Source organism: Bradyrhizobium canariense (assembly GCF_019402665.1).
GTDB classification, from domain to species: Bacteria; Pseudomonadota; Alphaproteobacteria; order Rhizobiales; family Xanthobacteraceae; genus Bradyrhizobium; species Bradyrhizobium canariense.
The window spans coordinates 84,353-107,838 of the sequence record NZ_VSST01000063.1; the positions used below are offsets into that span (position 1 = coordinate 84,353).

Below are 23,486 nucleotides of genomic sequence, written 5' to 3' on the forward strand. Positions count from 1 at the left end.
CCTGCCTTCGGGCGAAGGGACGTGGTACCCGCCGGGCGTGAAGCTGGTCTTGTAGAGACAGTCAGCGGCTCAGCGTCCCAACTGCTTGGGGTCGTAATAAAAGCGTTCCTCGACGAGTTCATCCCCCCGCCATGTCTGCCATGCGATCTCATCCAACGTTCGGATGATGCCCTCGGCGGTGGTGAAGCTGAAGGTCCAGCGCGTCGCGACATGATCGCCCTCGATCAGGCTCGGCCCGATGCGCACCGCCTTGACTTCCCTGGAGGCCGCCAGCGCGCCGCGCTCCTTGGCGACGAGCTTGTCGCGGCCGACTGTCGGTGCCGCGTTGTTCTCGTAGGTCGCGGCCTCGGGCGTATAGAACTGCTCGATTGCGCCGATGAAATCCCCGGTCTCCAATCGCTTGGCAAAAGCTTCGACGACGTCACGGCTCGGCATGGCACACCTCACGAATAACCGACTGATGGTTGGTAAATACCGACCGATAGTCGAAAAGTCAACTGGCCGCTTGTGCCGAATTCGATTAGACGAGACCCATGGCAAAACAGGCGGAGCGACGGGCGGGGACATCGGAGGCGATCCTGACGGCGGCGCGTCGCCTGTTCGGGGCGCAAGGATTTGCCGCGACGACGATGGACGAGATCGCCGAAGCCACCGGCGTCGCCAAGGGCGCGGTCTATCATCACTTCAAGACAAAGGAAGCGGTGTTCGAAGCGGTGTTCGACAACGTCTCGCGCGACCTCGTCGCCGAGATCGACGGCGCCGCGCGTTCCGAGAAGGATGTGCTCGCCGCGATGGTCGCCGGCACCCAGCATTATTTCGCCGCAACCGCCAAGGGGCCGACCGGCCAGATCATCCTGCGCGATGGCCCGGCGGTGCTCGGCTGGGAGCGCTGGCGAGAGATCGACGCCAAACATTTCGGCGGCAAGCTGCCGCGCGCGATTGCGGCGGCGATGGAAGCCGGCCTGATTGCGCGGCAGCCGATCGAGCCGCTGGCCCGGCTGCTGCTCGGCGCGGTAACAGAGGCCGCGGTCGCCTGCGCCGGACGCGCCGATATCGCAAGGGCGGGTGCGGAATATACCCGTGCGTTCAGGTCGCTGGTCGAGGCGCTGCGCGTCGCTGCATGATCGTGCTAAGTGACGATTGGAAACGCCCCCACCAACAAAAAGAACAGTAGCGCATGAACGCAACTTCCTCCCTGACGCCCTCCGACCCTGAATTCGACTACATCATCGTCGGTGCCGGCTCTGCCGGCTGCGTGCTCGCCAACCGGCTCTCGGCGAACGGCAAGCACAGCGTGCTGCTGCTCGAGGCCGGCCCGAAGGATTCCAACATCTGGATTCACGTGCCGCTCGGCTACGGCAAGCTGTTCAAGGAAAAGACCGTCAACTGGATGTACCAGACCGAGCCGGAGCCCGAGCTGAAGGGTCGTCAGGTGTTCCAGCCGCGCGGCAAGACGCTGGGCGGATCGAGCTCGATCAACGGCCTGCTCTATGTCCGCGGCCAGCACGAGGATTACGACAGATGGCGTCAGCGCGGCAACGCCGGCTGGGGCTATGACGACGTGCTGCCCTATTTCAAGAAGGCTGAGAACCAGTCGCGCGGCGCCGATCAATATCACGGCAGCGGCGGCCCCCTGCCGGTGTCCAACATGGTCGTGACCGATCCGCTGTCGAAGGCCTTCATCGATGCCGCGGTCGAGAGCGGTCTGCCCTACAATCCTGATTTCAACGGCGCCACGCAGGAAGGCGTCGGCCTGTTCCAGACCACGACCCGCAATGGCCGCCGCGCCTCGACCGCGGTGGCCTATCTCGGCCCCGCCAAGGCCCGCGGCAATCTCAAGATCGAAACTGGCGCGCTCGGCCAGCGCGTGCTGTTCGAGGGCCGCCGCGCGGTCGGCGTTGAATACCGTCAGGGCGCCAATTTGCGCCGCGCCCGTGCGCGCAACGAGGTCGTGCTGTCGAGCGGCGCCTACAACTCGCCGCAGCTGCTCCAGCTCTCCGGCGTCGGGCCCGGCGACCTCCTGCGCAAGCACGGCATCGATGTCGTGCTGGACGCGCCGGGCGTCGGGCACGATCTCCAGGACCACATGCAGGTCCGCATCGTGATGCGCTGCTCGCAAAAGATCACGCTCAACGACACCGTCAATCACCCGCTCCGCCGCACCATGGCCGGCGCGCGCTATGCGCTGTTCCGCAAAGGCTGGCTGACGATCGCGGCGGGCACCGCGGGCGCGTTCTTCAAGACCAGTCCGCGGCTGGCCTCGCCGGACATCCAGGTTCATTTCCTGCCGTTCTCGACCGACAAGATGGGCGAGAAGCTGCATGCTTTCTCCGGCTTCACGGCGTCGGTGTGCCAGCTCCGCCCCGAAAGCCGCGGGTCCTTGCGCATCAAAAGCGCCGACCCGACAGTGCCGCCGGAGATCCGCATCAACTACATGTCGACCGAGACCGACCGCACCACCAACGTGGAAGGCCTGAAGATCCTGCGCAACATATTGCATGCACCGGCGCTGAAGCCGTTCGTGGTCGACGAGTACGATCCCGGGACGAAGGTAGCCACGGATGCCGAGCTGCTGGATTATTGCCGTGAGCGGGGCAGCACCATCTACCATCCGACCTCGACCTGTCGTATGGGCAATGATGCGCTCGCGGTGGTCGATCAGCGGCTGAAGGTGAGGGGCCTCGAAGGCCTTCGTGTGGTCGACGGCTCGATCATGCCTGACCTGGTCTCGGGGAACACCAACGCGCCGATCATCATGATCGCCGAAAAGGCCTCCGACATGATATTGGAGGATGCGCGGTAAACTCGCGTCTTGAGAGGATTTGGGCTTGGCTACGCGATTCAAGATCGGCACACGCAAGAGCGCGATGGCGCTGGCACAGACGGAAGAGATCGCGCGCCGCCTGACCGCTGCCATGCCCGATCTCGACGTCGAGATCGTCAAGTTCGACACCACGGGCGATCTCGACCAGACCAGCAAGCTGTTGCCCCATGGCGGCAAGGGTGGTGCCTTCGTGGCCCAGATCCGCGCCGCCGTGCTGTCGGGCGAACTCCAGGCGGCGATGCATTCGCTAAAGGACATGCCCGGCAACGAAGACACGCCGGGCCTCGTGATCGGCGCCACGCTCTCGCGCGATCCCCCCAATGACGCGCTTGTGCTGCGTGACGGCGTGACGCTGGAGGCATTGCGCCAATCTCGTGGCAAGGGTTTCAAGATCGGCACCAACGCCGTCCGCCGCGCCGCCTATGCGCGGCGATTGTTTCCCGACGTCGAGATCATCCACTTCCGTGGCGCCGCCGACACGCGCGTGCGAAAACTCGACAATGGCGAGAAGCAGCGCCTGCCGGATGGCGGCGCGGTGGGGCCTGCGGATGCGCTCATCATGGCGCGGTCCGGCCTCGACCGCGTCGGCCTTTCACAGCGCATCGCCTACGAGTTTACCGCAGCGGAGATGCTGCCGGCAGCGGGGCAGGGCATCGTCGCCGTCGAATGCGCGGCACAGGACTGGCAGACGCGTCGCATCCTCGCATCGATCGACGATCCCGCCGCGCACGCCTCTGCCGATGCCGAGCGCGAAGTGCTGTGGGTGCTGAACGGCCATTGCAATTCGCCGGTGGCGGGCTTTTCGACCATTGCGGGCGATCAGATGTCGCTCACCGCGTCCGTGCTCGATCTCTCCGGCAACACCATCATCGAAGCCTTGCGTTCGGGCCCCGCCAATCGTCCCCGCGAACTCGGCCGTGCGGTGGGACTGGATCTGCTGGCCAAGGGCGCCGCGGAGATCATCGAGCGCAGCCGTCCGCGGTAAGTCGGCCGCGAGGCGGGCATCGGTGTGATGATGGCATCATGCGCCTGTTTTGCCCGACGGGTCAAATGTTGGTGCGATCCGATGCGATGACGGCGCACCTGATTTCCGTCCGCCCTAAGTCATTGATCGGGCGTGGCCTCTCTACTGTGCATGGGGTTGTTTTCGTGCTTTTTTGTTTTCCCACTCCCCAGGCGCAAAATAAATCAGCCCCGCACACGCTTCAGCATCTGCTCAACATGGGCGATCGGCGTCTCCGGCTGGATGCCGTGGCCGAGATTGAAGATGAACCGCCCCTGCGCAAAATTCGCCAGCGTGTTGTCGATCGCGCGGTCGAGCGCGGCGCCGCCTGTGATCAGCACCAGCGGATCGAGATTGCCCTGAACCGCAACCTTGCTCTGCACGCGCTCGCGGATGAAGGCCGGCTCCGCGGTCCAGTCGATGCTGACAGCGTTGACGCCGGTCGCCTCGACGAACCCGGGCAGTTGCGCACCGGCACCGCGCGGAAAGCCGATGATCTTCGCATCCGGCACCTTGGCGCGCACGCCTTCGACGATGCGCCGGGTCGGTTCGATCGACCAGCGCGCGAACTCGGCGGGTGGCAGCACGCCGGCCCAGGTGTCGAAGATCTGCAAGGCGTTGGCGCCTGCCGCAAGCTGCGCCAGCAGATATTCGATCGAGTTCTCGACCAGCACGTCGATGATCTCAGCGAACGCCTCCGGATGCCGGTAGGCCATCATCCGCGCCGGCGCCTGGTCAGGCGTGCCCTGGCCGGCGACCATGTAGGTCGCCACCGTCCACGGGGCGCCGCAGAAGCCGATCAACGCGATCTTGGGATCGAGCGCCCCGCGCACGATTTTGAGCGCCTCGAACACCGGCGCGAGCTTGCCGAAATCGGCGTGTTTCGCCAGTGTCACGACCTTGGCGGGATCATCCAGCGGTTCGAGCCGCGGACCCTCGCCGACCTCGAAGCGCACGGAGCGTCCGAGCGCATAGGGGATCACCAGGATGTCGGAGAAGATGATCGCCGCATCGAAGCCGAACCTCCGGATGGGCTGCAGCGTCACCTCGGCGGCAAGCTCCGGGTTGAAGCAGAGGTCGAGGAAGCCGCCGGCCCTGGCGCGCACCTCGCGATATTCCGGCAAGTAACGGCCGGCCTGCCGCATCATCCAGATCGGCGGAATGACCTGCCGCTGGCCGGAGAGGACGTCGATGAAAGGCTTTGTCGCAGACTGGGGCACGAACGGTCCTGAGGATGGTTAGGGCTCCTGATACACCGCCGCGGCCCTGAGCGGAACAGGGGAACCAAGCGCAATTGGACCGCGTTGACCAGCCAACGGAGGACGAGACCATGGCTGAGACATTCAACCCCGCGCCGCATGACAAGCACGCCGACGATCTGCACGAAGCGCTCGCCGCCGATCGCCACGCCAAGCTCGATGCCGGGCTGAAAGATACCTTCCCGGCGTCCGATCCCGTGAGCGCCGCCCAGCCAACGCCCTCGAAGGCCGATGCGGAGGCCGACAATCCCTCGCTCTGGGACAAGGTTAAGGCCATCTTCAGCTAGCCGCGGGAGCGCCGGATTCCGATAGGTCTGCTAATGCCCTGTTAGCGATGCGCTGATTCCGGTGTCCGTACGACTACGGGAACCGCCGACATCGCCGCATATTTCTGCGGGCGTTTCAGAGTTCAATAACAGAAGCAGCAGAGTTTCCGATCTTCGGAGAATTCTGCCGCATGAGTGCTGTGACCCAAAGAGCCGGATTGAGCCGCCTGCCGCTGCGGGCAGCTGCGTTCGTCGCGCTGACCTGCGTGGCCATCCTCGGCGTCAGCGGCTGGCGGGAATGGGCGGCCCGCGACGCGGTGCTCAAGGGCGCCGAGACCGAGATGGCCAACGTTGCGCGATCGCTGACGCAGCATGCCGATGACAGCCTCGATCTGCTGGATTCTGGCGTCGTCGGCGTCGTCAGCCGGCTGGAGATGGACGGCACCGAGCCGGCCACGATCGCCAAGCTCAGAACCCTGCTGGAGGCGCGCAAGAAGGCGATGGAGCGTGTCCACAGCCTCGCCATCATCGACGAACACGGCAACTGGTTGACCTCGCCCGGTACGATCGGCTCGACTCTCAACGACGACGCGTTCTTCCGTTATCACCAGCTCTCGCCGAAACGGGAGCCCCATGTCGGCCGTCCCGTGAAGAGCCTGCTCGACGGCGAATGGCTCGTCACCTTGTCGCGGCGGTTCAACAAGCCCGACGGCAGCTTCGGCGGCGTGGTGCTCGCGACCATCAGCTCCAACTATCTCTCGCATTTCTACGAACAGTTCGAGATCGGCCGCAACAGCTCGGTGGCGTTGACGCACGGCGACGGCCTGATCATCGCGCGCTACCCGAGCAACGAGAAATACATCGGCCGCAGCGTTGCCAATACGCCGCTGTTCCGCGACGCCGCTCTGCAGCGGCCGGGCGGCGTCTATCATTTCAAGTCGCCGCTCGATGGCGCCGAACGCGTCAGCTTCTTCAAGCGTTCTGGCCGTTATCCGCTGGTCCTGCTCGCCACCGTCGACAAGGACGAGCTGCTCGCACCCTGGCGCGCGGCGGTGATCTCCCGCATGCTCTACGTGCTCGCGTTGGTCATGCTGATCGCAATCATTGGTGCGGTGCTGGTGCGGCAGTTGCAGCGGGGCCAGAGCATGGCGGCCGCGCTGGTCGAGAAGGAAGCGAATTTCCGACTGCTTGCCGAAAGCTCCAGCGACATGGTGACGCGTATGGGGCTCGACGAGCGGCTGCGCTATGTCTCGCCATCGTCGATTGGCGTCGTCGGCTGGCGCGCCAATCAGCTGATCGGAACCCTCGCGCTCGCCGGCATTCACGCGGACGACCGGCCGCAGGTCCAGGCTCTCGTCGACGCCATGAAACGCGGCGAGAAAGAGGAGGTGCGCGTTACCTATCGCAACGCGCACCGGCAGAACGCCGAAGTCTGGCTCGAATCGACCATGCGGGTGACCCGCAAGGAGAGTGGCAGCGTCGACGGCGTGGTCGCGATCTCGCGCGACATCACCGAGCAGAAGAAGCTCGAGACCCGGCTCGAAACGCTCGCGATCGAGGACAGCCTCACCGGGCTTGCTAATCGCCGCCGCTTCGATGAACGACTGAAGGAGGAGTGGGCGCGTGCCTATCGCGAGCGCTCCAGCCTTTCCCTGCTGATGATCGACGTCGACCACTTCAAGTCTTACAACGACGAATACGGCCATCCCGCGGGCGATGCCTGCCTCCGGCAGGTGGCGCAGATCATCGCCGCCGAGATGCATCGTTCCGGCGATCTGGCGGCGCGTTACGGCGGCGAGGAGTTCGCCATGCTGCTGCCGAACACCGACGCTGCCGGCTGCGCCCTGATCGGCGACCGGATCCGACGGGCGATCCGCGATGCGGGCCTCGTCCACGCCAGCAACCATGCGGCTGGCTGCGTCACCGCTTCGCTCGGCGGTGCTGCCTGCCGGCCGGCGCTGGAGCGCACGGCCGGCGTCACCTCGCTGATCGAGGCCGCCGACCAGGCGCTCTATGCCGCCAAGGAAGCCGGGCGCAACCGGCTGATGATGTCGGGCGAGGTGAGCAACCTTCTTCTCAAGGCGTCCGGTCAGTAACCCCGCTCAATAATGCGGGGGGCGCTCATTGGCGGCTCCCGGCGCATTCGCCTCGGCCTCCTGCAGCCGCTCGCCGAGCTCTGCGATCCTTCGCGTCAGCGCGTCGATCTGCTTCCACTGCGCGGTGATGGTCTGGTTCAGCGTCTCGATCGCGTCGTCCTGATAGGCGAGGCGCGTCTCAAGCGTGTCGATGCGCTCGCCGAGCGTCTGGATCTCATTCGTCACGTGCCGCGTCCTTATTTCGTTCGGGCGAGCCAAGTTCTTGCAAGCCGAGTTGTTGCGCGCCAAGTTGCTGCAAACCATGACCGAGCGCGACCCGTTCGTCGAACACGAAGCATTCGCCGCGCCAGCGACTCTGAGCCTCCGGCACCTCTTCCAGATATTTGAGAATGCCGCCCTTGAGGTGATAGACCTCGGCAAAGCCGCGCGCGAGCAGATGCGCGCTCGCTTTCTCGCAGCGGATGCCGCCGGTGCAGAACATCGCGATTCTGCGGTGTTTGACAGGATCGAGCCGTTCGGCCGCAAATTCCTTGAACTGGCCAAAGCTCTCGATGCCTGGGTCGAGCGCGCCGTCGAACGTCCCCATCGCCACCTCGAAGGCGTTCCTGGTGTCGAGCACCAGCGTGTCGGGCGCCGCGATCAGCGCGTTCCATTCGCTCGCATCGACATAGGTGCCGACCTGCCGGGTCGGATCGGCGGCTTCGTCGCCGAGCGTGACGATCTCCTTCTTCAGCCGCACCTTGAGCCGGCCGAATGGCATCGCCTCGGCGGTCGAGAACTTCAATTCGAGATTGTTCAACCTGCCGCTGAAGATGTCGCCGTGCGCGAGCTCATGGACGAGAGCGTCGATCGCCGCGCCCGCACCCGCGACCGTGCCGTTGATGCCCTCCTGCGCGAGCAGCACGCTGCCCTTCACCGCCAGGCCGGCGCAGAACGCGCGCAGCGGCTCGCGCAACTCCCGGTAATCGGGCAGGGCGGCGAATTGGTAGAAGGCGGCGACCTTGCAAATCATGGCGCCCGTTTAGCAGGCGGGGCGCGCCCGGAAAACCCGCAAGAAGCAGCTCTATTCCCAGCGGATGGCAGCCATTTCCCTGGTATGCCAGCATTGCCCCGGCGGGCTGGAATGTGTCATGTAGGCGCGGCTTTTTCCGAAACGACACGCCATCCGCGCCAGACGCCCAACGAGAGCAAGAATTCGATGAGAAACTTCCATTTCCCCGGCAGGTCCACGGTCCACGCCACCAACGCGATGGTGGCAACCTCGCATCCGCAGGCGTCACTCGCCGCGATCGAGGTGCTGCGCGAGGGCGGCACGGCGGTGGACGCGGCCGTTGCGGGCTCGGCCATTCTCGGCGTGATCGAGCCGCAATCGACCGGCATCGGCGGCGACTGCTTTGCGCTGATCCAGCCGCGCGGCGAGGGCAAGATCATCGCCTATAACGGCTCCGGCCGCGCCCCGAAGGCGGCGAACGCCGACTGGTATCTCGAGCGCAAGATCAACTCCGTGCCGCTGACCTCGGCGCATGCGGTCTCGATCCCCGGCGTGATCGACGCCTTTGCGACCGTTTTGCGCGATCACGGCAAGTTCGGCTTCGACCGCCTGCTCCAGCCCGCGATCAAGGCCGCCGAGGAAGGCTACGTCGTCGCCCCTCGCATCGCCTTCGACTGGAAGAACCAGTTCGAGAAGCTGAAGGGTGGCACCAACACGGAGCGGTATCTGTTGCCGCACGGCAAGCCGCCGGTGGCCGGCGACGTCATCCGCCAAGCCGAGCTCGGCAAGACGCTACGGGCGATCGCCAAGGACGGCCGCGACGCCTTCTACAAGGGCCCGATCGCCGAGGACATGGTGGAGACCCTGCGCGGAATCGGCGGCCTCCACACGCTCGACGATTTCGCCGCGCACACCACCGAGACGACGACGCCGATCGGCACCATGTACAAGGGCTACGACGTCTGGCAGTGCCCGCCGAACGGACCCGGCCTCACCATGCTGCTGATGTTGAACATCCTGTCGCGGTTCGACCTGACGAAATACGCGCCGCTCTGCGTCGAGCGCTTCCACCTCGAAGCCGAGGCCGCGCGCATCGCCTACATGCATCGCGAGCTGCATGTCGCCGATCCCGAGCATATGCAGATCGAGGTCGCCAGGATCCTCGCCAAGGAATACTGCAACGAGCACATCGACAAGATCCGCATGGACGGCATGCTCGACCTGCCGAACGTCGCGCCGCCGATGAATCCCTCGACCATCTACATCACCGTCGTGGACAAGGACCGCAACGTCTGCTCGTTCATCAACTCGGTCGCGCATTCCTTCGGCTCCGCCATCGTCTCGAACAAGACCGGCATCCTGCTCCAGAATCGCGCCGGCGGCTTCCGCATCCAGCCCGGCCACCCGAATTGCATCGCCGGCGGCAAGCGCCCGCTGCACACGATCATGCCGAGCCTGCTCACCAAGGGCGGCCGTTCGGTGATGCCGTTCGCGGTGATGGGCGGACAATATCAGCCGGTTGGCCAAGCCCATGTGGTGACCAACATTCTCGATTATGGCTGCGACGTGCAGGAGGCGATCGATATGCCGCGCGGCCTGCATTACGAAGGACAGTACCAGCTCGAGGACAGCGTGCCGGCCAATATCGTCGAAGGCCTGAAGAAACTCGGCCACAAGACCACCAGCGTCGTCGGTCCGCTCGGCGGCGCGCAGGCGATCTGGATCGACTGGGACAAGGGCACGCTCACCGGCGGTTCCGATCCGCGCAAAGACGGTTGCGCGCTCGGATACTGACCGCCGCGCACGGGGTTCCCCGCGCAACATCAGCAAAATTTGACGAAGGGCGACGCGGCATTTGCTGCGTCGCCCTTTCTCGTTCGGAACGGAGTTCACTGCTTCAGGTTAAGGGCCGATGAGCGGTGCAGGCGTGCGCTGCTCTTGCTCGAAGCGGCGGAGGCCCTCCATGTCCGAAAAATCAGGTTCCGGACCGACCGGATTCGATCGGCGCGCCTTCATGGCTGGCGCTGCCGGCAGTGCGCTGGTCCCCATGACAGCGCGTGCGGCCGCGCAGGATGCGAGCGTGTCGGCCGCGCAGGATCCGGCGCTCCCCGTCGATGTCACGCTGCGGGTCAACGGCAAGGACAAGCGCCTGCACATCGACGCGCGCACAACGGTGCTCGACGCGCTGCGGGAGCATCTCAAGCTCACCGGCAGCAAAAAGGGCTGCGACCACGGCCAATGTGGTGCCTGCACGGTACTGATCGACGATCGACGCGTGGTGTCGTGCCTGACGCTCGCGCTCGCGGCCGAGGGGCAGGAGATCACCACGATCGAGGGCCTTGCCACCGACGATCATTTGCATCCGATGCAACAGGCCTTCGTCGACAACGACGCGTTTCAATGCGGCTATTGTACGCCGGGCCAGATCATGTCCGCCGTGGCCTGCGTCAAGGAGGGGCATGCGGGCAGCGAGGCCGACATCCGCGAATACATGAGCGGCAACATCTGCCGCTGCGCCGCCTATCCCAACATCGTCGCTGCCGTGAAGCAGGCCGCGCCCGAGATCATGAAAGGCTAGGCCCATGCGATCGTTTTCCTACCAAAGGGCAACAGACCCCGACATGGCCGTGCAGGCGCTCAGCGCTGCCGCAACTGCGAACAATCCGCTGACCAAGGCTACAGCACAGCCGCTCGCCGGCGGCACCACGCTGATCGACCTGATGAAGCTGGACGTGATGCGGCCCGCGGCAATCGTCGATATCAATCCGCTGGCGCGCAGCTGGTCGGCGATCGAGCCCGGCAGTGACGGCTTGCGGCTCGGCGCGCTCGCCAAGATGTCCGACGTGGCCGCGCATGCCGAGATCCAGCGCAACTATCCGGTGATCGCGAATTCCCTGAAGCTCGCCGCCAGCGCCCAGCTGCGCAACATGGCGACGCTCGGCGGCAACGTGATGCAGCGAACGCGTTGCAGCTATTTCCGCGATGTCTCCTATGAGAATTGCAACAAGCGCAATCCCGGTTCGGGCTGTGCCGCCATGGACGGCGTCAATCGCATGCATGCGGTGCTCGGTACTTCCGATCAGTGCATCGCAACCTATCCCGGCGATTTTGCCCAGGCGCTGATCGCGCTGGATGCGGTGGTCGAAATCACCGGCAGGTCTGGCACGCGCAGCCTGCCGTTCGCAGATTTGCACAAGGCGCCCGGCACGACGCCCGAGATCGAGACCACGCTTCGGCCCGGTGAGCTGATCTCTGCGTTCTCCATTCCCGGCCGCTGGCCGCGCTCGGTGTATCTCAAGGCGCGCGACCGTCAGTCCTACGAGTTCGCGCTGTCGTCGGCTGCGGTCGCGCTCGATGTGCAGGATGGCACGATCAGGGACGCGCGTGTCGCGCTCGGCGGCGTCGCCACCGTGCCGTGGCGGGCGCGCGAGGCTGAGGCGCTGCTGAAGGGACAGAAATTCGACGACGGTCTGGCGCAGCGTGTGGCCGATGCCGCGTTTGCCGACGCCAAGGGCCGCCGGCACAACAGCTTCAAGATCGCGCTCGGCAAGCGCGTGGTGGCGCGCGCGCTCCAGCAGGCCGTAACCATGGAGATCTGATCATGACCGCTGCAGCTCCCGAGCCGAAAGCAAACATGGGCCATCCCGTGCCGCGCTATGACGCGGCCGCAAAGGTCACGGGCCGGGCGACATATGCGTCCGACATGCCGCTCGACAATCCAGCCTACGCATTCCTGGTCACCAGCGCCATCGCCAAGGGCCGCATCGACGGTTTCGATCTCGACGATGCCAGGCAGGTCCGCGGCGTGATCGACATCGTCACGCACGAGAACGCTCCGAAGCTGAAGGAATCGAAACTGTTCAGCAATGGCGGCTATGCCGGGACCACGATCCAGCCGCTGAAATCAGCCGACGTCGCCCATGATGGCCAGATCATCGCCGTCGTCATCGCCGAAAGTTACGAGGCGGCGCGCGAGGCCGCCAATCGCGTCAAGGTCAGCTACACGGCCGTGGCGCCGAGTGCGAGCTTTGAGTCGCCGGGGACCACCACGACGGCGGCAAAGGGACAGAACGCACAGTTCAAGGAAGACCCGGAGGTCGGCGATTTCGCCAAGGCGTTCGACGCAGCCGAGGTCAAACTCACCGCCTCCTATGACACGCCGACCCAGCACCACAATCCAATGGAGCTGTTTACGACGAGCTGCGCCTGGATGGGCGACAACCTCGTCATCTACGAGGGCAGCCAGTATGTCTACGGCCTGAAGAACGGCGTCGCCGAGCAGCTCGGCATCGACGCCGACAAGGTCCGTGTCGTCAATCCCTATGTCGGCGGGGGCTTTGGTTCGCGCGGCTCGATGACGCCCCGCACCGCCATCATCGCCGGCATTGCCAAACGCCTGAACCGGCCGATCAAGCTGGTGCCGACCCGCGACCAGGGTTTCACCATCGCCACCTACCGGGCCGAGACGCGCCACGAGATCAGGCTTGGTGCGGGCCGGGACGGCAAGCTGGTGGCTTTGAGGCACGACGGCGCGGAGGTTTCGTCGCGTCCGGATGCCTATTGCGTCGGCGGCACGAAGACGACGACGCGGCTCTATGCCTGCCCGAACGTCGCAAGTCTGGTGTCGATCGTGCGCGCTGACCGCAATACGCCCGGCTTCATGCGCTCACCGCCGGAGGTGCCGTATCTCTTCGCGCTTGAGAGCGCGATGGACGAGCTTGCGGTGAAACTGAACATGGACCCCGTCGAGCTCCGCCGCATCAACGACACCACCGTGGAGCCGATCGGCGGCAAGCCTTATACGTCGCGGTCCTTGATGGCGTGCTTCGACGAGGCCGCCAGGGCGTTCGGCTGGTCGCAGCGTTCGCCGCAGCCGAAATCGATGTCGGACGGCGACTGGCTGATAGGCTATGGCTGTGCCGCCACCTGCTATCCGACGCAGATGGCGCCCTCTGCCGCGCGCGTCCGCCTCCAGCGCGACGGCCGTACCCGGGTCGAGATCGCCGGTCACGAGATCGGCACCGGCGCGTATACCGTCATCGCCCAGACCGCGGCCGAGCGGCTCGGCGTGCCGCTGGAGAAGGTCGCGGTGTTCCTGGGCGACAGCGATCTGCCGCCGGCGCCTGTTGCCGGCGGTTCGAACTCGACTGCCAGCACCTGCTCGGCGGTGATGATGGTGTGCGACCGAATTCGTCAAAGGCTGTTCAAGGCCGTGACGCCGAGCGACAGCCTAGCCGACAAGGCCAAAGAGACCGTCGGCATCAGCCAGGCGCCGAGCACGCAGGCGGCGCAGAGCGATCGTCCACTCGATATCGAAAAGGCCTTCGACGCACTCGGTGTCGGTATCGTCGAGGAATACGGCGAGTGGAAGCCCGAAGGCGCGCCGCTGGATTCATTCACGGCGATGCACAGCGGGCACGCGCGGCTCGTCGGTGGCCATCAGATGAAGGACAGGATCGCGTACGCCTTCGGTGCCGAGTTCGTCGAAGTCCGCGTCAACCGCTTTACCCATGAAATCCGCTGCCCCCGGCTGGTCGGAGCGTTCGCGGCGGGCCGCATCATGAATCCGCGCACGGCGCGCAGCCAGCTCATGGGCGGCCTGATCTGGGGCATGTCCTCGGCACTGCTGGAGGCCACCGAGATCGACGAGCGCAATGCGCGTTACGTCAACGACAATCTAGCCGACTATCTCGTGCCAGTGAATGCCGACGTCCCCGGTGTCGAGGTGATCCTGCTTTCCGAGCAGGACGATCACATCAACCCGGCCGGCGTGAAGGGCCTCGGCGAGCTCGCCAATGTCGGCACCAATGCGGCGATCTGCAATGCGATCTACCACGCCACGGGCCAGCGCATCCGCAAGCTGCCCGTGCGGCTGGAAAATATCGAGGCCTGAAGGGGGTGGCAACGGCGTCGGCGTTGCGCTAGACCCCTTCCGCCTCAAACGTAAGGTGTCTTATGCAGCGTTTACAGCGCGTGCTCCTCGCCATCATGTCGGCACTCGCGATCACCGTGATCGCCGGCGTGTCCGATTTCGTCTCCACCACGGCCTCGGCCCAGACCGCAGGGAAGACCATGACCACAGCTTCAAGTTTGCAGATTACCGACAGCGTCGTCGGCACCGGCGCTTCGCCGAAGCCCGGCCAGATCTGCGTGATGCACTACACCGGCTGGCTCTACGAGAACGGCCAGAAGGGCAAGAAATTCGACTCGTCGGTCGACCGCAACGAGCCGTTCGAATTCCCGATCGGCAAGGGCCGGGTCATCGCCGGCTGGGACGAGGGTGTTGCCTCCATGAAGGTCGGCGGCAAGCGCACGCTGATCATTCCGCCGCAGCTCGGCTATGGTGCCCGTGGCGCAGGCGGCGTGATCCCGCCGAACGCAACGCTGATGTTCGACGTGGAATTGCTCGGGGTGAAGTAAGCCCGCAAACAAAAAGACCGGCCTCTCGGCCGGTCTTTCACTTTGAGTGCGATGCTCGTTATTCCGTCGCGCGCTTGGCCGAAGCCGCAGCGCGATCGACCGCGTCTTTCGCGGCATCCTTGGCATCGCCCATGGCCTGCTGGCCCTTGCCCTTCACTTCCTGGACCGCACCTTCGCCCTTCATGCGCTCGGAACCGGTGGCTTCACCGATGCCCTGTTTGGCCTTTCCCATTGCCTCGTTTGCGGTGCCCTTGATCTTGTCGGTCGTGCTACCCATGAAATCCTCCTTGCGGTTTGCTCGTCAGGACAACGTTCGACGGTTATGAGGGTTCCGATTTTGGTATGGCTCGATGTCGCGGCTTTGGGTTAGTTTGCCGCGCACGGAACCAACAGAAAGCAAGTCTCATGACCGGTCATGACCATTCGCATTCCCACCATGACCACGATCACGACGATCGCTGGAAACATGACGGCGTGCGCGTCATTCCCGGCAACCAGCTCGATACCAACGTGCCGTCGACGGCGGGCATGGACCGCGCGGCCGCGATCAATTTCGCGCGCGTCGGTGCGCAGAAATTGTGGGCGGGCACGGTCAGCATCAAGCCCGACGCCAAGACCGGCGCGCATCACCATGGCCATCTCGAAAGCGTCATCTACGTCGTGAAAGGCAAGGCGCGGATGCGCTGGGGCGAGAGCCTCCAATTCACCGCAGAGGCCGGCCCCGGCGACTTCATTTTCGTCCCGCCCTACGTGCCCCATCAGGAGATCAACGCCAGCCGGGACGAGGTGCTGGAATGTGTGCTGGTGCGCAGCGACGGCGAGGCGGTGGCGATCAACCTCGACATCGAGCCGGTCGAGAAGCCCGAGACCGTGCTGTGGGTCGATCCCATTCACCGCGATCCGAACGAGAAGAAGTGAGGAACACCTGAAAGCCAGCGGGTTCTGTGCGACAGAACCTCGCAGGCAGGGGTCCAAAAAAGGTCCGGAAGCCGTGTCGGATCGCCGCTTGGCCATCCGTCCTTGGGCAGAACCCCGCCCAAGGAGCTCCGATGCCCAGGATGATTTTCCTCAATCTGCCCGTGACCGACCTCAAGCGCGCCACTGCCTTTTACGAGGCGGTCGGTGCGACCAGGAACCCGCAATTCAGCGACGAAACAGCGAGCTGCATGGTCTTTTCCGAGACCATCTATGCGATGCTGACGACCCACGAGAAATTCCGGCAGTTCACGCCGAAGCCGATCTCGGATGCAAAGACCTCAAACCAGGCGCTGTTCTGCCTGTCCGCCGATAGCCGGACCGAGGTCGACGATATCGTCAGCAGGGCCGCGGCTGCAGGCGGGGTGGCCGATCCCAGCCCGAAGGACGAATACAGCTTCATGTACGGCCGCAGCTTCGAGGATCCGGACGGCCACATGTGGGGCGTGAACTGGATGGACATGGCAGCCTTCCCGGCGCAGTCCGACATGGCGAACGCCTGATCTAGCGCGCGAACATCACAACTGAAGAGGAGCATTCACGATGTCGAAGGTCGTTCCCTGCATGTGGTTCAATGGCGATGCCGAGGAAGCCGCGAAGTTCTACGTCTCGCTCGTGCCGAATTCGGCGATCACGCATGTTCAGCGCAACGTTTCAGATGGCCCGTCCGGCAAGGAAGGCTCCGTGCTCGTCGTCGAATTCTCGGTGGCGGGACAGCCTTTGGTCGCGCTCAACGGCGGCATGAAAATGGAATACACCCATGCGATCTCGCTGATGATCCATTGCGACGATCAGGCCCAGGTCGACAGCGTCTGGAATGCGTTCCTGGCCCATGGCGGCAAGGAAGAGCAGTGCGGCTGGCTCAGGGATCGCTGGGGCGTGGCCTGGCAGGTCGTGCCGAAGGTGATATTCGAATTCCTCTCGAGCCCCGACAAGGCGGCTGCCGCACGCGCGATGCAGGCCATGATGAAGATGGTGAAGCTCGACGTGGAGACCTTGCGCCGCGCGTTCGAGGGCAAGTCGGCAGCGTGATGTGGAAGCCACAGTATCGTAGGGTGGGCAAAGGCGCGCTTGCGCCGTGCCCACCATTTTTTCTCGGCGAGAGAAAGTGGTGGGCACGCTCCGCTTTGCCCACCCTACGAGATTGAGCCCGCCGCTAATAATTGATCCGCAGCCCCACGCCGCCATGGATGGTGTTACCCACTGGCTGCGGGCCGAGCGTGCCGTTGGCGAACAGGTCCACGATCCAGCCCTTCTGCATGCGGAAGCCGAGCCGGCCGCCATATTCGAACCAGCCCTGGTTGCCCATGGTCGGCACCACCACGCCGTCGCCGGTCACGGTGGCGACGATGCCGCTATGGCCAGCGAACGACTGCACCCAGCCGCCATTGATGTTGGCCTCGATATTGCTGCCGTAGAGATGCGTCCACTGGCCGCCGATCTTGACCAGGCTGGTGCGGTCGGTGCCGGTCGCGATGCTGGCATCGAACGGATTGAACGCCACTGCGCTGTCGGTGTAGCCCGAGACGCGCTGCCAGAGCTGCCAGACCTCGATCGAGGCGGCGACCTCGTCGCGGGGCGACACGCGGCTCATCCAGCCGGCGCGGCCGTAGACGGCGTAGTTCGCGGCGTTGGTCGAACTCGTGACGCTCACCGGGCCGAGGCTGGTGTTGTAGCTGCGGGTGTAGCGCGCCTTCTCCCACGGCGTCAGGATCGTGCCGACGTCGAAGAACGGACGCGACGAGCCCCAGTCGGTGAAGTCATAGCGTAGCGCGAATGCGCCGATCGGCGCGTTGGTGATGTTGTAGCCGCCTTCGCTGTATTGCGTGTAGGCGATGCCGGCGAGCAGCGACAGATTGTTGGTCAGCTCCTTGCGGCCGTGGATGCCGGCCGAGAACGAGCCGGCGGAGCCGAACGCGCTGACGCAGTTGCTGCAATTGACCTGCTCGTTGACGCCGAGCAGCACCGTGCCGAGCACTCGGTTGGTGATCATCTGGTTGAAGCGCTGGTTGGCGAGGTCGCCGATCGAGCCGCCGCTGGAATCCGCGCCGGTCGGCGTCGGTGTCGGCGTCGGGCTCGGCGAAGAGGACGGATAAGGGCTCGGCGACGATGACGGGTAGGGGCTGGGCGCGGGCGAGGGGCTGTAGGTTGTCGTTGGAGAGGGTGAATATGTCGGCGAAGGGGAGGGCGTCGGCTCTCCGCACCCGGATTCGCACGTCGCCCCCTGGGCTGCCGCCGGACGGGCATCCAACGCGACAAACGCAAACACGGCGGTCAGCACGCTCGCGACGATGAAGCGCCTGACGTTGAATACCGCCATCTTCAGCGTCCGCACAGCATGCCGTCGTCGTGGACGGCAGGCGTGATGGTCGGCGAGGCGTCCGCATATTGGTTGACCGCGCACAGTCCCGCGCTCGCGGCGCAGGTCGCGGCAAAGGTCCAGGGCGGCGTATTGGTCTTACTGATGGAGACCTTGCCGCCGGTCGAGCTGATGATTGCGGTGTCGCCGGGCTGGGTGAGCTGCACGCACTGTTGGCTCGTCGTGCAGACACTGGCGGCGCCGTCCTGCAGCACGACGACCGAGCGGCCGCGCTGGGACAGGATATCGAGTGTAGTACCGCGCACGCCGATCGTCGCAAGCGGGGTCGTGATCTTGTAGGCGGTCTTCTCGGAATGTCCGGTGACGAAACGGAATGCGCCGGTCGTCATGCGGATCGCAACGTCACGATAGCTGTGCTCGTCGTTGAAGACGGTGCGGTCGAGCTTGAGCGTGGCGCTCGGACCGAGCGACAGATTGGTGCTGTCGGCCATCACGAAGCGCGCTGCGCTGCCGGCGCCGGTGCGCACGGTCTCGTCCCGCAGCATGCTGTCGCCAATGCTGATCGGTGTCGTGGTCGCGGCCACGCGAACGACCTCATTCTGGATCACGACGGCTTCCCCGACGCGCGTCTGCGCCTGCGCGCAAGGGGCCACGCACAAGGCGATCGACAACAGCGTGGAGAAAAGCCAGAAACGCAAATTCATTTCGCAACCGATCGATGTGTCCCTGATCGTACCGGATCGCGCGCGCTTGCGATGTGGCGGAATTATCACAAGCAGCGCGAGACCTGCGCTATGCTTAGTGACAGTCGCGGCAGAATGCGTTCAATGAAAACTGCGATGTCTATTATTCTCGGCGGTGACGCAAATTTGCCACGCAAAACATCCCCACAAATGCCGCTCGACTTGCCCGCGGTTCCGAAGGTGTCGCGGAGCGCAGTGATTGCTGTCGCGATTTTCCTGGCCGCGCATCTCGCCCTGCTGATCGGCTTGACGACGCCGGAGAAGTTCGTCTTCGACGAAGTGCACTACGTGCCGGCGGCGCGGCAGATGCTGGCACCGACGATGTCGCAACCGATGCTCAACCCGATGCATCCGCCTTTGGCGAAAGAGCTGATCGCGCTATCGATAGCGACCTTCGGCGACACCGCGCTGGGCTGGCGCTATCCCGCGACATTGTTCGGCGCGCTCGCGATCGTCGCGATCTATCTGTGCGGCCTCGCACTATTCGCCGCGCAAGGGCCTGCGATCGCCGCTGCGCTGATCGCCGGCTGCAATCAGATGCTGTACGTGCAGGCGCGCGTCGCGATGCTCGACATTTTTGCGCTCGGCTTCGGCCTGCTCGCAATTGCCGCCTTCATGCACGGTTTTCGAAAGGATCGTCCTCATGCGTTGTTCGCGGCTGCCGGCAGCCTGTTCGGCTGTGCTGCCGCCTGCAAATGGAGCGGCCTATTTCCACTCGGAATCTGCATCGTCATCGTCGCGGTGATTCGCCTGATGCAGGGCTGGCACACCCTGTTTGCCGACGCGAAGCCGGGGGATTGGTACCGGCCCGACCTCTGGCCCGACTTCAGATTACATCACGTCGTGCTCTGCTTCACCGTCCTGCCCGCGATGACATATCTTGCGGCCTTCGTCCCGCTGTACGGCGTGTCGCTGCCGGATCTGGTCGAGGCGCAACGCCGGATCTTCGCCGACAACACCACCACTGCCATCGCCGGCCACACTTATATGAGCGCGTGGCCGTCATGGCCGCTGCTCGCGCGCCCGGTATGGTTCCTGTTCGACAAGACCGCGGACGGCAATGTCTCCGCGATCGCCTTCCTCGGTAATCCCCTGGTGCTGTGGCCGGCGCTGCTCGCGCTCGCCGTCGTGCTGCGCGACTTCGTCGTTGCGCGCCGCCGGGATGCGTTCCTGATCGCGGTCTTCTATTTCGGGTGCTGGCTCGCCTGGGCGTTGCTGCCGCGCACGCTCGCCTTCATCTATTACTATCTGCCGGCTGCGACCCTGGCGTCGCTCGCGCTGGTCTATGTGCTGCGCCGGGACGGACTGCCACGCTGGCTGCTGTGGGCCTATGTCGGGGTCGCCGCGATCGGCTTTGCCGCCATGCTGCCGATCTCGGCGGCCTTCATCGGCACGTCGATGCAGACTTTCAACCGGCTGATGCTCTTCCAGAGCTGGATATGATATCGCCGCCTGCCGGGGAACGACAGGCGGCGCCTTTATGGGCGGTGACCTGGGAATTACTTTGACGCGGTCTGGGTGTCCATGTTCACGACCTGGACGCGGCGGTTGATCGGGTCGGCGCCGTTGGCGGCATCCTTCAGCTTGGTCTTGCCGTAGCCGACGGTGACGAGATCGGTGCCGGTGAGTCCGTAGTTCTGCACCAAATACTTCTTGATGGTGTCAGCCCGCCGCTCGGAGAGCCCCTGATTGTACCCCTCGGTGCCGACCGCATCGGTGTGGCCGGCGACCACGAAAGTCGAGCCCTTCAGCGAGGGATCGGACAGCGCCTTGCCGAGCGCCTGCACCGACGGCACCGACGTCTTGGCGATGTCGGCCGAGTTGTAGTCGAACTGGATCTCCAGATCGATCTTCGGCTTGGTCGCGGCGAGCTCGGCAATCTGCTCGCGCTCACCCGTCGACAGCGACCGCGTCGAGCGGTTGCGTACGGTGTTCAGGAACGTCGATTCCTTGGCCTGCACCGCCGGATCGACCTGCGGACCTGCGGAGAGCCCGCGGGTCGCGGCCTTCGGCTTCAATGCATCCAGGATCTGGTTGGTCGAGACATTGCCGTCGCCGGCCATAGCCAAGCCGGCTGTCATCGACAGAATGGCCGAGAGGGTCATCGCCTTCAGTGCAAAAGACTTATTGAAACTAGTCATTGTCGTATCCTCGTTGTGACGCCTGATGGCTATTTGATGCTGCAAGCATAGGGCAGGTTCAAAACCCCTGGTGTGATCTTGGTCACAGTGGAAACGGGGCCCTCCGAGGCCATGGCAGCGAATTTCAAGCGGTTTCGGGTTCATGGAGGGCCGACCCGCGGTCCACTCCGAGGACCGACGCTGACGCGTGAAGAGAGTGGTCGCACGCTGCCCCGCGAGCGTTCGAGCCGTCGCAGTCCTGTCGTGATCCGCATCACTGAGGACCGCCGCGCCCAAGTGCCACTCGGGGCCCCGGTTCACTCAGGGAAACCTCTGCTGACCGATTGTCGCAAAGCCGTCGCGTGATGGCCTGTCTGCGGACAATTTTTCGGCCAGATGGACGCCTAGGGCGGAGCCTCCGACAAGCGCAACGAAGGGAGCCGAGTTCCAGCCAGTGCCGAGGCCAAGTGATTATCAGTTCTATCGCAGTGGCCCGCCAGATCGGACCGTGTCCCTGAATTCCATGCCCATTTACATCGGGGCCGCGATGATCGCGGTGGCGATCCTGCTGTCGACGCTGATCACGGGGCTGACCTCCCGCTATGTCGGGCTTCAAGCGCCGACCGACGAGAACATGTGGCTGGTCGATCGCCTCACCGGCAACGTCTATCGCTGCCAGGCGGAGGAGCGCGGCAAGGCCTCGTGCGAACCCGATGTCGCCACAGGCAGCGTTGGCGACCGGTCCAAAGCCCCGAAAGCCGGGCGCTGAGCGCTCCGCCTTCGCACCGCAGCAAGAAGATTTTCTTCTCCCCGAAACGTCTTCGCCGGAGAATACGTAATGCGAAGGCCGGTATGACGCCGGTTTCGTTTTACGGAGGAGACCTTTCGATGAAAATATTGCTCACAGCCGCAGCTTTGGTCGCGTTCGCCGTTTCCCCTGCATCCGCCGCGATGATGGCGTGCACCAGCGATAATATGATGAAGTCCGCCGCCATGATGGGCGGCACGGCGGATACGCCAGCCAAGACGGCCATGAACAAGGAAATGGCCATGGCCAACACCGACATGAGCAACGGCAAGATGAAAAGCGCCTGCATGCATTACATGAAGGCGCAGAAGGCCATGTCGATGAAGTAGGCGCGGGTAGCGCACCTTCCGACCGCGCTGTCAGCAGATGGCAGGGCGGTTTTTCCTTGTCCGCTCCTTGATCGGCTTCTTGCCTGGATGCGAATCCCGCTACACTGCATTCCGCAATGTCCCGCGCGCCCAAACCGATTCCACTCACCACGACACAGGCCCGGCAAATCTGGCTTCATGCCCAGCGGCTGGACGAGCGCGCGCCGTTCGGTGACGGCGCGCAAGCCGTCTCCGACGCGGTCGCCCATCTCGGCTATGTGCAGATCGATACCATCAACGTGATCGAGCGCTGCCATCATCACATCCTGTTCAGCCGCATCCCGTCCTACCGCCGCGCCGATCTGCGCCACGCCCAGAGCGTCGACAAGAGCGTGTTTGAATATTGGACGCATGCGCTCTCTTACGTGCCGGCCGGCGACTTCCGCTTCTTCCTGCCGGCGATGCGCGAGCACCGCCGTGAGGGGCACAAATGGTTCGCCTCGGTGAAGCCTGCCGACATGCGCAAGGTGATGCGGCTGGTGCGCGCCGGCCCGCTGACGATCCGCGACATCGAGGACGACGTGCTCACCGAGAAGGAGCATCTGTGGCAAAGCCGAAAACCCTCGAAGCGGGCGTTGCAACTCGCCTTCTATACGGGCGCCGTGACCGTCAGCGAGCGCCAGGGCATGCTCAAGACCTATGAGCTGATGACGCGCCATTTCGGCTGGGACAAGCTGCCGAAGCCGGCGTCGGCAAAGGACATTACGGCCTATCTGCTCGATCGCGCGCTGCGATCGCAAGGTGTCGTGAGCCTCGATTCGGTCTGCCATCTCGACGCGCCGCGCAAGACGGCGGTGGCTGCCCTGATCGCCTCGCGCGTCCGCCGTGGCGAGCTCGTGCCTGTCGCCATCGACGATGCCGGCAAGCAGCAGCACTGGGCACTGCCGGCTGCGCTCGAGCCGGGCGAGCGCGCGCCACCTGATCTCGTTCACATCCTATCGCCGTTCGATCCGCTGATCATCCAGCGCAAGCGCACCAATCTCATCTTCGGCTACAACCATTTGTTCGAGGCCTATGTGCCGAAGGCCAAACGCAAGCTCGGCTATTTCGCGCTGCCCGTGCTGGTCGGCGACGAGATCGTCGCCGCGCTCGATCTGAAGACCGACCGGCAGGCAAAGAAGCTTCTGATGCAGAAATGGACCTGGGTCGGCAAGGGAAAGAAGACCGCGGGGCGCAAGGAGCTCAAGCAAAAGATCGAGGAGGAGCTCGATCGGTTTGAGAAGTTTCAATTGGCGGAGTGAAATGCGCCCTCGTCGGTCTGTAGGGTGGATTAGCGAAGCGTAATCCACCTCT

At 64.4% G+C, this 23,486-nt stretch carries 25 protein-coding genes; 17 read left to right on the forward strand and 8 right to left on the reverse strand.

Annotated elements, in window-relative coordinates; all coding sequences use genetic code 11:
* Positions 1-69 precede the first annotated feature (69 nt).
* The gene (locus FXB41_RS30780; RefSeq protein WP_219684449.1) at positions 70-435 is read right to left on the reverse strand and encodes a nuclear transport factor 2 family protein; all 366 of its coding nucleotides are present in this window, start codon (positions 433-435) and stop codon (positions 70-72) included.
* Positions 436-533: 98 nt separating this feature from the next.
* Here FXB41_RS30780 and FXB41_RS30785 point away from each other — a divergent pair, with 98 nt between their 5' ends.
* From FXB41_RS30785 to hemC, 3 genes are read left to right on the forward strand one after another with little or no spacing between them, the layout of a single operon-like run.
* Positions 534-1,124, forward strand: coding sequence for a TetR/AcrR family transcriptional regulator (locus FXB41_RS30785; RefSeq protein ID WP_219684450.1), 591 nt, complete (start codon positions 534-536; stop codon positions 1,122-1,124).
* 53 nt (positions 1,125-1,177) lie between these two features.
* Positions 1,178-2,803: a GMC family oxidoreductase gene (locus FXB41_RS30790; RefSeq protein ID WP_219684451.1), complete on the forward strand. Its 1,626-nt coding sequence runs from the start codon at positions 1,178-1,180 to the stop codon at positions 2,801-2,803.
* Between the two features lie 25 nt (positions 2,804-2,828).
* A complete protein-coding gene (hemC, locus tag FXB41_RS30795; protein WP_219684452.1) occupies positions 2,829-3,809 on the forward strand; it encodes a hydroxymethylbilane synthase in 981 nt (326 codons plus the stop codon).
* 203 nt (positions 3,810-4,012) lie between these two features.
* Here the strand turns inward: hemC and hemE are convergent, their stop codons facing one another.
* Entirely contained in the window at positions 4,013-5,047 is a 1,035-nt protein-coding gene (gene hemE, locus FXB41_RS30800; protein WP_219684453.1) for a uroporphyrinogen decarboxylase, read from the reverse strand.
* Positions 5,048-5,157: 110 nt separating this feature from the next.
* Here hemE and FXB41_RS30805 point away from each other — a divergent pair, with 110 nt between their 5' ends.
* Together FXB41_RS30805 and FXB41_RS30810 are read left to right on the forward strand one after the other, a co-directional pair.
* Positions 5,158-5,373 carry a hypothetical protein gene (locus tag FXB41_RS30805; RefSeq protein ID WP_007595236.1) on the forward strand — a complete coding sequence of 72 codons (216 nt, stop codon included), beginning with the start codon at positions 5,158-5,160 and terminating at the stop codon, positions 5,371-5,373.
* A 170-nt stretch (positions 5,374-5,543) separates the two neighbouring features.
* Positions 5,544-7,448 (forward strand): sensor domain-containing diguanylate cyclase, encoded by a 1,905-nt coding sequence (locus tag FXB41_RS30810; RefSeq protein WP_219684454.1) that lies wholly within the window; start codon positions 5,544-5,546, stop codon positions 7,446-7,448.
* 6 nt (positions 7,449-7,454) lie between these two features.
* Here FXB41_RS30810 and FXB41_RS30815 read toward each other — a convergent pair whose 3' ends face one another.
* Positions 7,455-7,673 carry a SlyX family protein gene (locus FXB41_RS30815; RefSeq protein ID WP_007595232.1) on the reverse strand — a complete coding sequence of 73 codons (219 nt, stop codon included), beginning with the start codon at positions 7,671-7,673 and terminating at the stop codon, positions 7,455-7,457.
* The gene (trhO, locus tag FXB41_RS30820) at positions 7,663-8,460 is read right to left on the reverse strand and encodes an oxygen-dependent tRNA uridine(34) hydroxylase TrhO (protein ID WP_219684455.1); all 798 of its coding nucleotides are present in this window, start codon (positions 8,458-8,460) and stop codon (positions 7,663-7,665) included. Before trhO ends, FXB41_RS30815 begins: the two co-directional genes overlap by 11 nt.
* Positions 8,461-8,646: 186 nt before the next feature.
* On the opposite strand from trhO, the gene ggt reads away from it, so the two are divergent.
* The 5 genes from ggt (at position 8,647) to FXB41_RS30845 (ending at position 14,859) form a co-directional block, all read left to right on the forward strand.
* Complete coding sequence (gene ggt, locus FXB41_RS30825) at positions 8,647-10,233, forward strand: gamma-glutamyltransferase (RefSeq protein ID WP_219684456.1); 1,587 nt, start codon at positions 8,647-8,649, stop codon at positions 10,231-10,233.
* Positions 10,234-10,402: 169 nt separating this feature from the next.
* Positions 10,403-11,017, forward strand: coding sequence for a (2Fe-2S)-binding protein (locus FXB41_RS30830; RefSeq protein ID WP_219684457.1), 615 nt, complete (start codon positions 10,403-10,405; stop codon positions 11,015-11,017).
* Between the two features lie 4 nt (positions 11,018-11,021).
* Positions 11,022-12,038, forward strand: coding sequence for an FAD binding domain-containing protein (locus tag FXB41_RS30835; protein ID WP_219684458.1), 1,017 nt, complete (start codon positions 11,022-11,024; stop codon positions 12,036-12,038).
* A gap of 2 nt (positions 12,039-12,040) precedes the next feature.
* Positions 12,041-14,332, forward strand: a complete 2,292-nt coding sequence (locus tag FXB41_RS30840) for a xanthine dehydrogenase family protein molybdopterin-binding subunit (RefSeq protein WP_219684459.1) — start codon at positions 12,041-12,043, stop codon at positions 14,330-14,332.
* 62 nt (positions 14,333-14,394) lie between these two features.
* On the forward strand, positions 14,395-14,859 hold the full coding sequence (locus FXB41_RS30845) for an FKBP-type peptidyl-prolyl cis-trans isomerase (RefSeq protein ID WP_219684460.1): 465 nt from the start codon (positions 14,395-14,397) through the stop codon (positions 14,857-14,859).
* A gap of 58 nt (positions 14,860-14,917) precedes the next feature.
* Here the strand turns inward: FXB41_RS30845 and FXB41_RS30850 are convergent, their stop codons facing one another.
* A complete protein-coding gene (locus tag FXB41_RS30850) occupies positions 14,918-15,136 on the reverse strand; it encodes a CsbD family protein (RefSeq protein WP_007595214.1) in 219 nt (72 codons plus the stop codon).
* A gap of 128 nt (positions 15,137-15,264) precedes the next feature.
* Between FXB41_RS30850 and FXB41_RS30855 the strand changes: the two genes are divergently transcribed.
* From FXB41_RS30855 to FXB41_RS30865, 3 genes are all read left to right on the forward strand, one after another.
* The gene (locus tag FXB41_RS30855; RefSeq protein ID WP_007595213.1) at positions 15,265-15,777 is read left to right on the forward strand and encodes a cupin domain-containing protein; all 513 of its coding nucleotides are present in this window, start codon (positions 15,265-15,267) and stop codon (positions 15,775-15,777) included.
* Positions 15,778-15,908: 131 nt separating this feature from the next.
* Positions 15,909-16,337, forward strand: a complete 429-nt coding sequence (locus FXB41_RS30860) for a VOC family protein (RefSeq protein WP_219684461.1) — start codon at positions 15,909-15,911, stop codon at positions 16,335-16,337.
* A gap of 40 nt (positions 16,338-16,377) precedes the next feature.
* Positions 16,378-16,866 carry a VOC family protein gene (locus FXB41_RS30865; protein WP_219684462.1) on the forward strand — a complete coding sequence of 163 codons (489 nt, stop codon included), beginning with the start codon at positions 16,378-16,380 and terminating at the stop codon, positions 16,864-16,866.
* Positions 16,867-16,990: 124 nt separating this feature from the next.
* On the opposite strand, the gene FXB41_RS30870 is transcribed toward FXB41_RS30865, so the two are convergent.
* A complete protein-coding gene (locus FXB41_RS30870; protein ID WP_219684463.1) occupies positions 16,991-18,154 on the reverse strand; it encodes a hypothetical protein in 1,164 nt (387 codons plus the stop codon).
* 2 nt (positions 18,155-18,156) lie between these two features.
* Positions 18,157-18,858 carry a FecR family protein gene (locus tag FXB41_RS30875; protein WP_007595209.1) on the reverse strand — a complete coding sequence of 234 codons (702 nt, stop codon included), beginning with the start codon at positions 18,856-18,858 and terminating at the stop codon, positions 18,157-18,159.
* 51 nt (positions 18,859-18,909) lie between these two features.
* Between FXB41_RS30875 and FXB41_RS30880 the strand changes: the two genes are divergently transcribed.
* Positions 18,910-20,340 carry a phospholipid carrier-dependent glycosyltransferase gene (locus FXB41_RS30880; RefSeq protein WP_035993302.1) on the forward strand — a complete coding sequence of 477 codons (1,431 nt, stop codon included), beginning with the start codon at positions 18,910-18,912 and terminating at the stop codon, positions 20,338-20,340.
* Between the two features lie 56 nt (positions 20,341-20,396).
* On the opposite strand, the gene FXB41_RS30885 is transcribed toward FXB41_RS30880, so the two are convergent.
* A complete protein-coding gene (locus tag FXB41_RS30885) occupies positions 20,397-21,038 on the reverse strand; it encodes an OmpA family protein (RefSeq protein ID WP_219684464.1) in 642 nt (213 codons plus the stop codon).
* 502 nt (positions 21,039-21,540) lie between these two features.
* On the opposite strand from FXB41_RS30885, the gene FXB41_RS30890 reads away from it, so the two are divergent.
* The 3 genes from FXB41_RS30890 (at position 21,541) to FXB41_RS30900 (ending at position 23,434) form a co-directional block, all read left to right on the forward strand.
* The gene (locus tag FXB41_RS30890; protein WP_018455000.1) at positions 21,541-21,786 is read left to right on the forward strand and encodes a hypothetical protein; all 246 of its coding nucleotides are present in this window, start codon (positions 21,541-21,543) and stop codon (positions 21,784-21,786) included.
* 119 nt (positions 21,787-21,905) lie between these two features.
* Complete coding sequence (locus tag FXB41_RS30895; RefSeq protein WP_007595197.1) at positions 21,906-22,154, forward strand: hypothetical protein; 249 nt, start codon at positions 21,906-21,908, stop codon at positions 22,152-22,154.
* A gap of 116 nt (positions 22,155-22,270) precedes the next feature.
* A complete protein-coding gene (locus FXB41_RS30900; protein ID WP_007595195.1) occupies positions 22,271-23,434 on the forward strand; it encodes a winged helix-turn-helix domain-containing protein in 1,164 nt (387 codons plus the stop codon).
* The last annotated feature ends 52 nt before the right edge of the window (positions 23,435-23,486 follow it).

Bases quoted from the DNA above. Each gene is read 5' to 3' on its own strand.
- FXB41_RS30835 (WP_219684458.1), top strand. From the start codon at position 11,022: ATGCGATCGTTTTCCTACCAAAGGGCAACAGACCCCGACATGGCCGTG.
- FXB41_RS30830 (WP_219684457.1), top strand. From the start codon at position 10,403: ATGTCCGAAAAATCAGGTTCCGGACCGACCGGATTCGATCGGCGCGCC.
- FXB41_RS30790 (WP_219684451.1), top strand. From the start codon at position 1,178: ATGAACGCAACTTCCTCCCTGACGCCCTCCGACCCTGAATTCGACTAC.
- FXB41_RS30865 (WP_219684462.1), top strand. From the start codon at position 16,378: ATGTCGAAGGTCGTTCCCTGCATGTGGTTCAATGGCGATGCCGAGGAA.
- FXB41_RS30805 (WP_007595236.1), top strand. From the start codon at position 5,158: ATGGCTGAGACATTCAACCCCGCGCCGCATGACAAGCACGCCGACGAT.
- FXB41_RS30855 (WP_007595213.1), top strand. From the start codon at position 15,265: ATGACCGGTCATGACCATTCGCATTCCCACCATGACCACGATCACGAC.
- FXB41_RS30880 (WP_035993302.1), top strand. From the start codon at position 18,910: ATGTGGCGGAATTATCACAAGCAGCGCGAGACCTGCGCTATGCTTAGT.
- FXB41_RS30780 (WP_219684449.1), bottom strand. From the start codon at position 435: ATGCCGAGCCGTGACGTCGTCGAAGCTTTTGCCAAGCGATTGGAGACC.
- FXB41_RS30785 (WP_219684450.1), top strand. From the start codon at position 534: ATGGCAAAACAGGCGGAGCGACGGGCGGGGACATCGGAGGCGATCCTG.
- FXB41_RS30895 (WP_007595197.1), top strand. From the start codon at position 21,906: ATGAAAATATTGCTCACAGCCGCAGCTTTGGTCGCGTTCGCCGTTTCC.
- FXB41_RS30840 (WP_219684459.1), top strand. From the start codon at position 12,041: ATGACCGCTGCAGCTCCCGAGCCGAAAGCAAACATGGGCCATCCCGTG.
- FXB41_RS30860 (WP_219684461.1), top strand. From the start codon at position 15,909: ATGCCCAGGATGATTTTCCTCAATCTGCCCGTGACCGACCTCAAGCGC.
- FXB41_RS30890 (WP_018455000.1), top strand. From the start codon at position 21,541: ATGCCCATTTACATCGGGGCCGCGATGATCGCGGTGGCGATCCTGCTG.
- FXB41_RS30845 (WP_219684460.1), top strand. From the start codon at position 14,395: ATGCAGCGTTTACAGCGCGTGCTCCTCGCCATCATGTCGGCACTCGCG.
- FXB41_RS30810 (WP_219684454.1), top strand. From the start codon at position 5,544: ATGAGTGCTGTGACCCAAAGAGCCGGATTGAGCCGCCTGCCGCTGCGG.
- FXB41_RS30885 (WP_219684464.1), bottom strand. From the start codon at position 21,038: ATGACTAGTTTCAATAAGTCTTTTGCACTGAAGGCGATGACCCTCTCG.
- trhO (WP_219684455.1), bottom strand. From the start codon at position 8,460: ATGATTTGCAAGGTCGCCGCCTTCTACCAATTCGCCGCCCTGCCCGAT.
- FXB41_RS30875 (WP_007595209.1), bottom strand. From the start codon at position 18,858: ATGAATTTGCGTTTCTGGCTTTTCTCCACGCTGTTGTCGATCGCCTTG.
- FXB41_RS30870 (WP_219684463.1), bottom strand. From the start codon at position 18,154: ATGGCGGTATTCAACGTCAGGCGCTTCATCGTCGCGAGCGTGCTGACC.
- ggt (WP_219684456.1), top strand. From the start codon at position 8,647: ATGAGAAACTTCCATTTCCCCGGCAGGTCCACGGTCCACGCCACCAAC.
- FXB41_RS30900 (WP_007595195.1), top strand. From the start codon at position 22,271: ATGTCCCGCGCGCCCAAACCGATTCCACTCACCACGACACAGGCCCGG.
- FXB41_RS30850 (WP_007595214.1), bottom strand. From the start codon at position 15,136: ATGGGTAGCACGACCGACAAGATCAAGGGCACCGCAAACGAGGCAATG.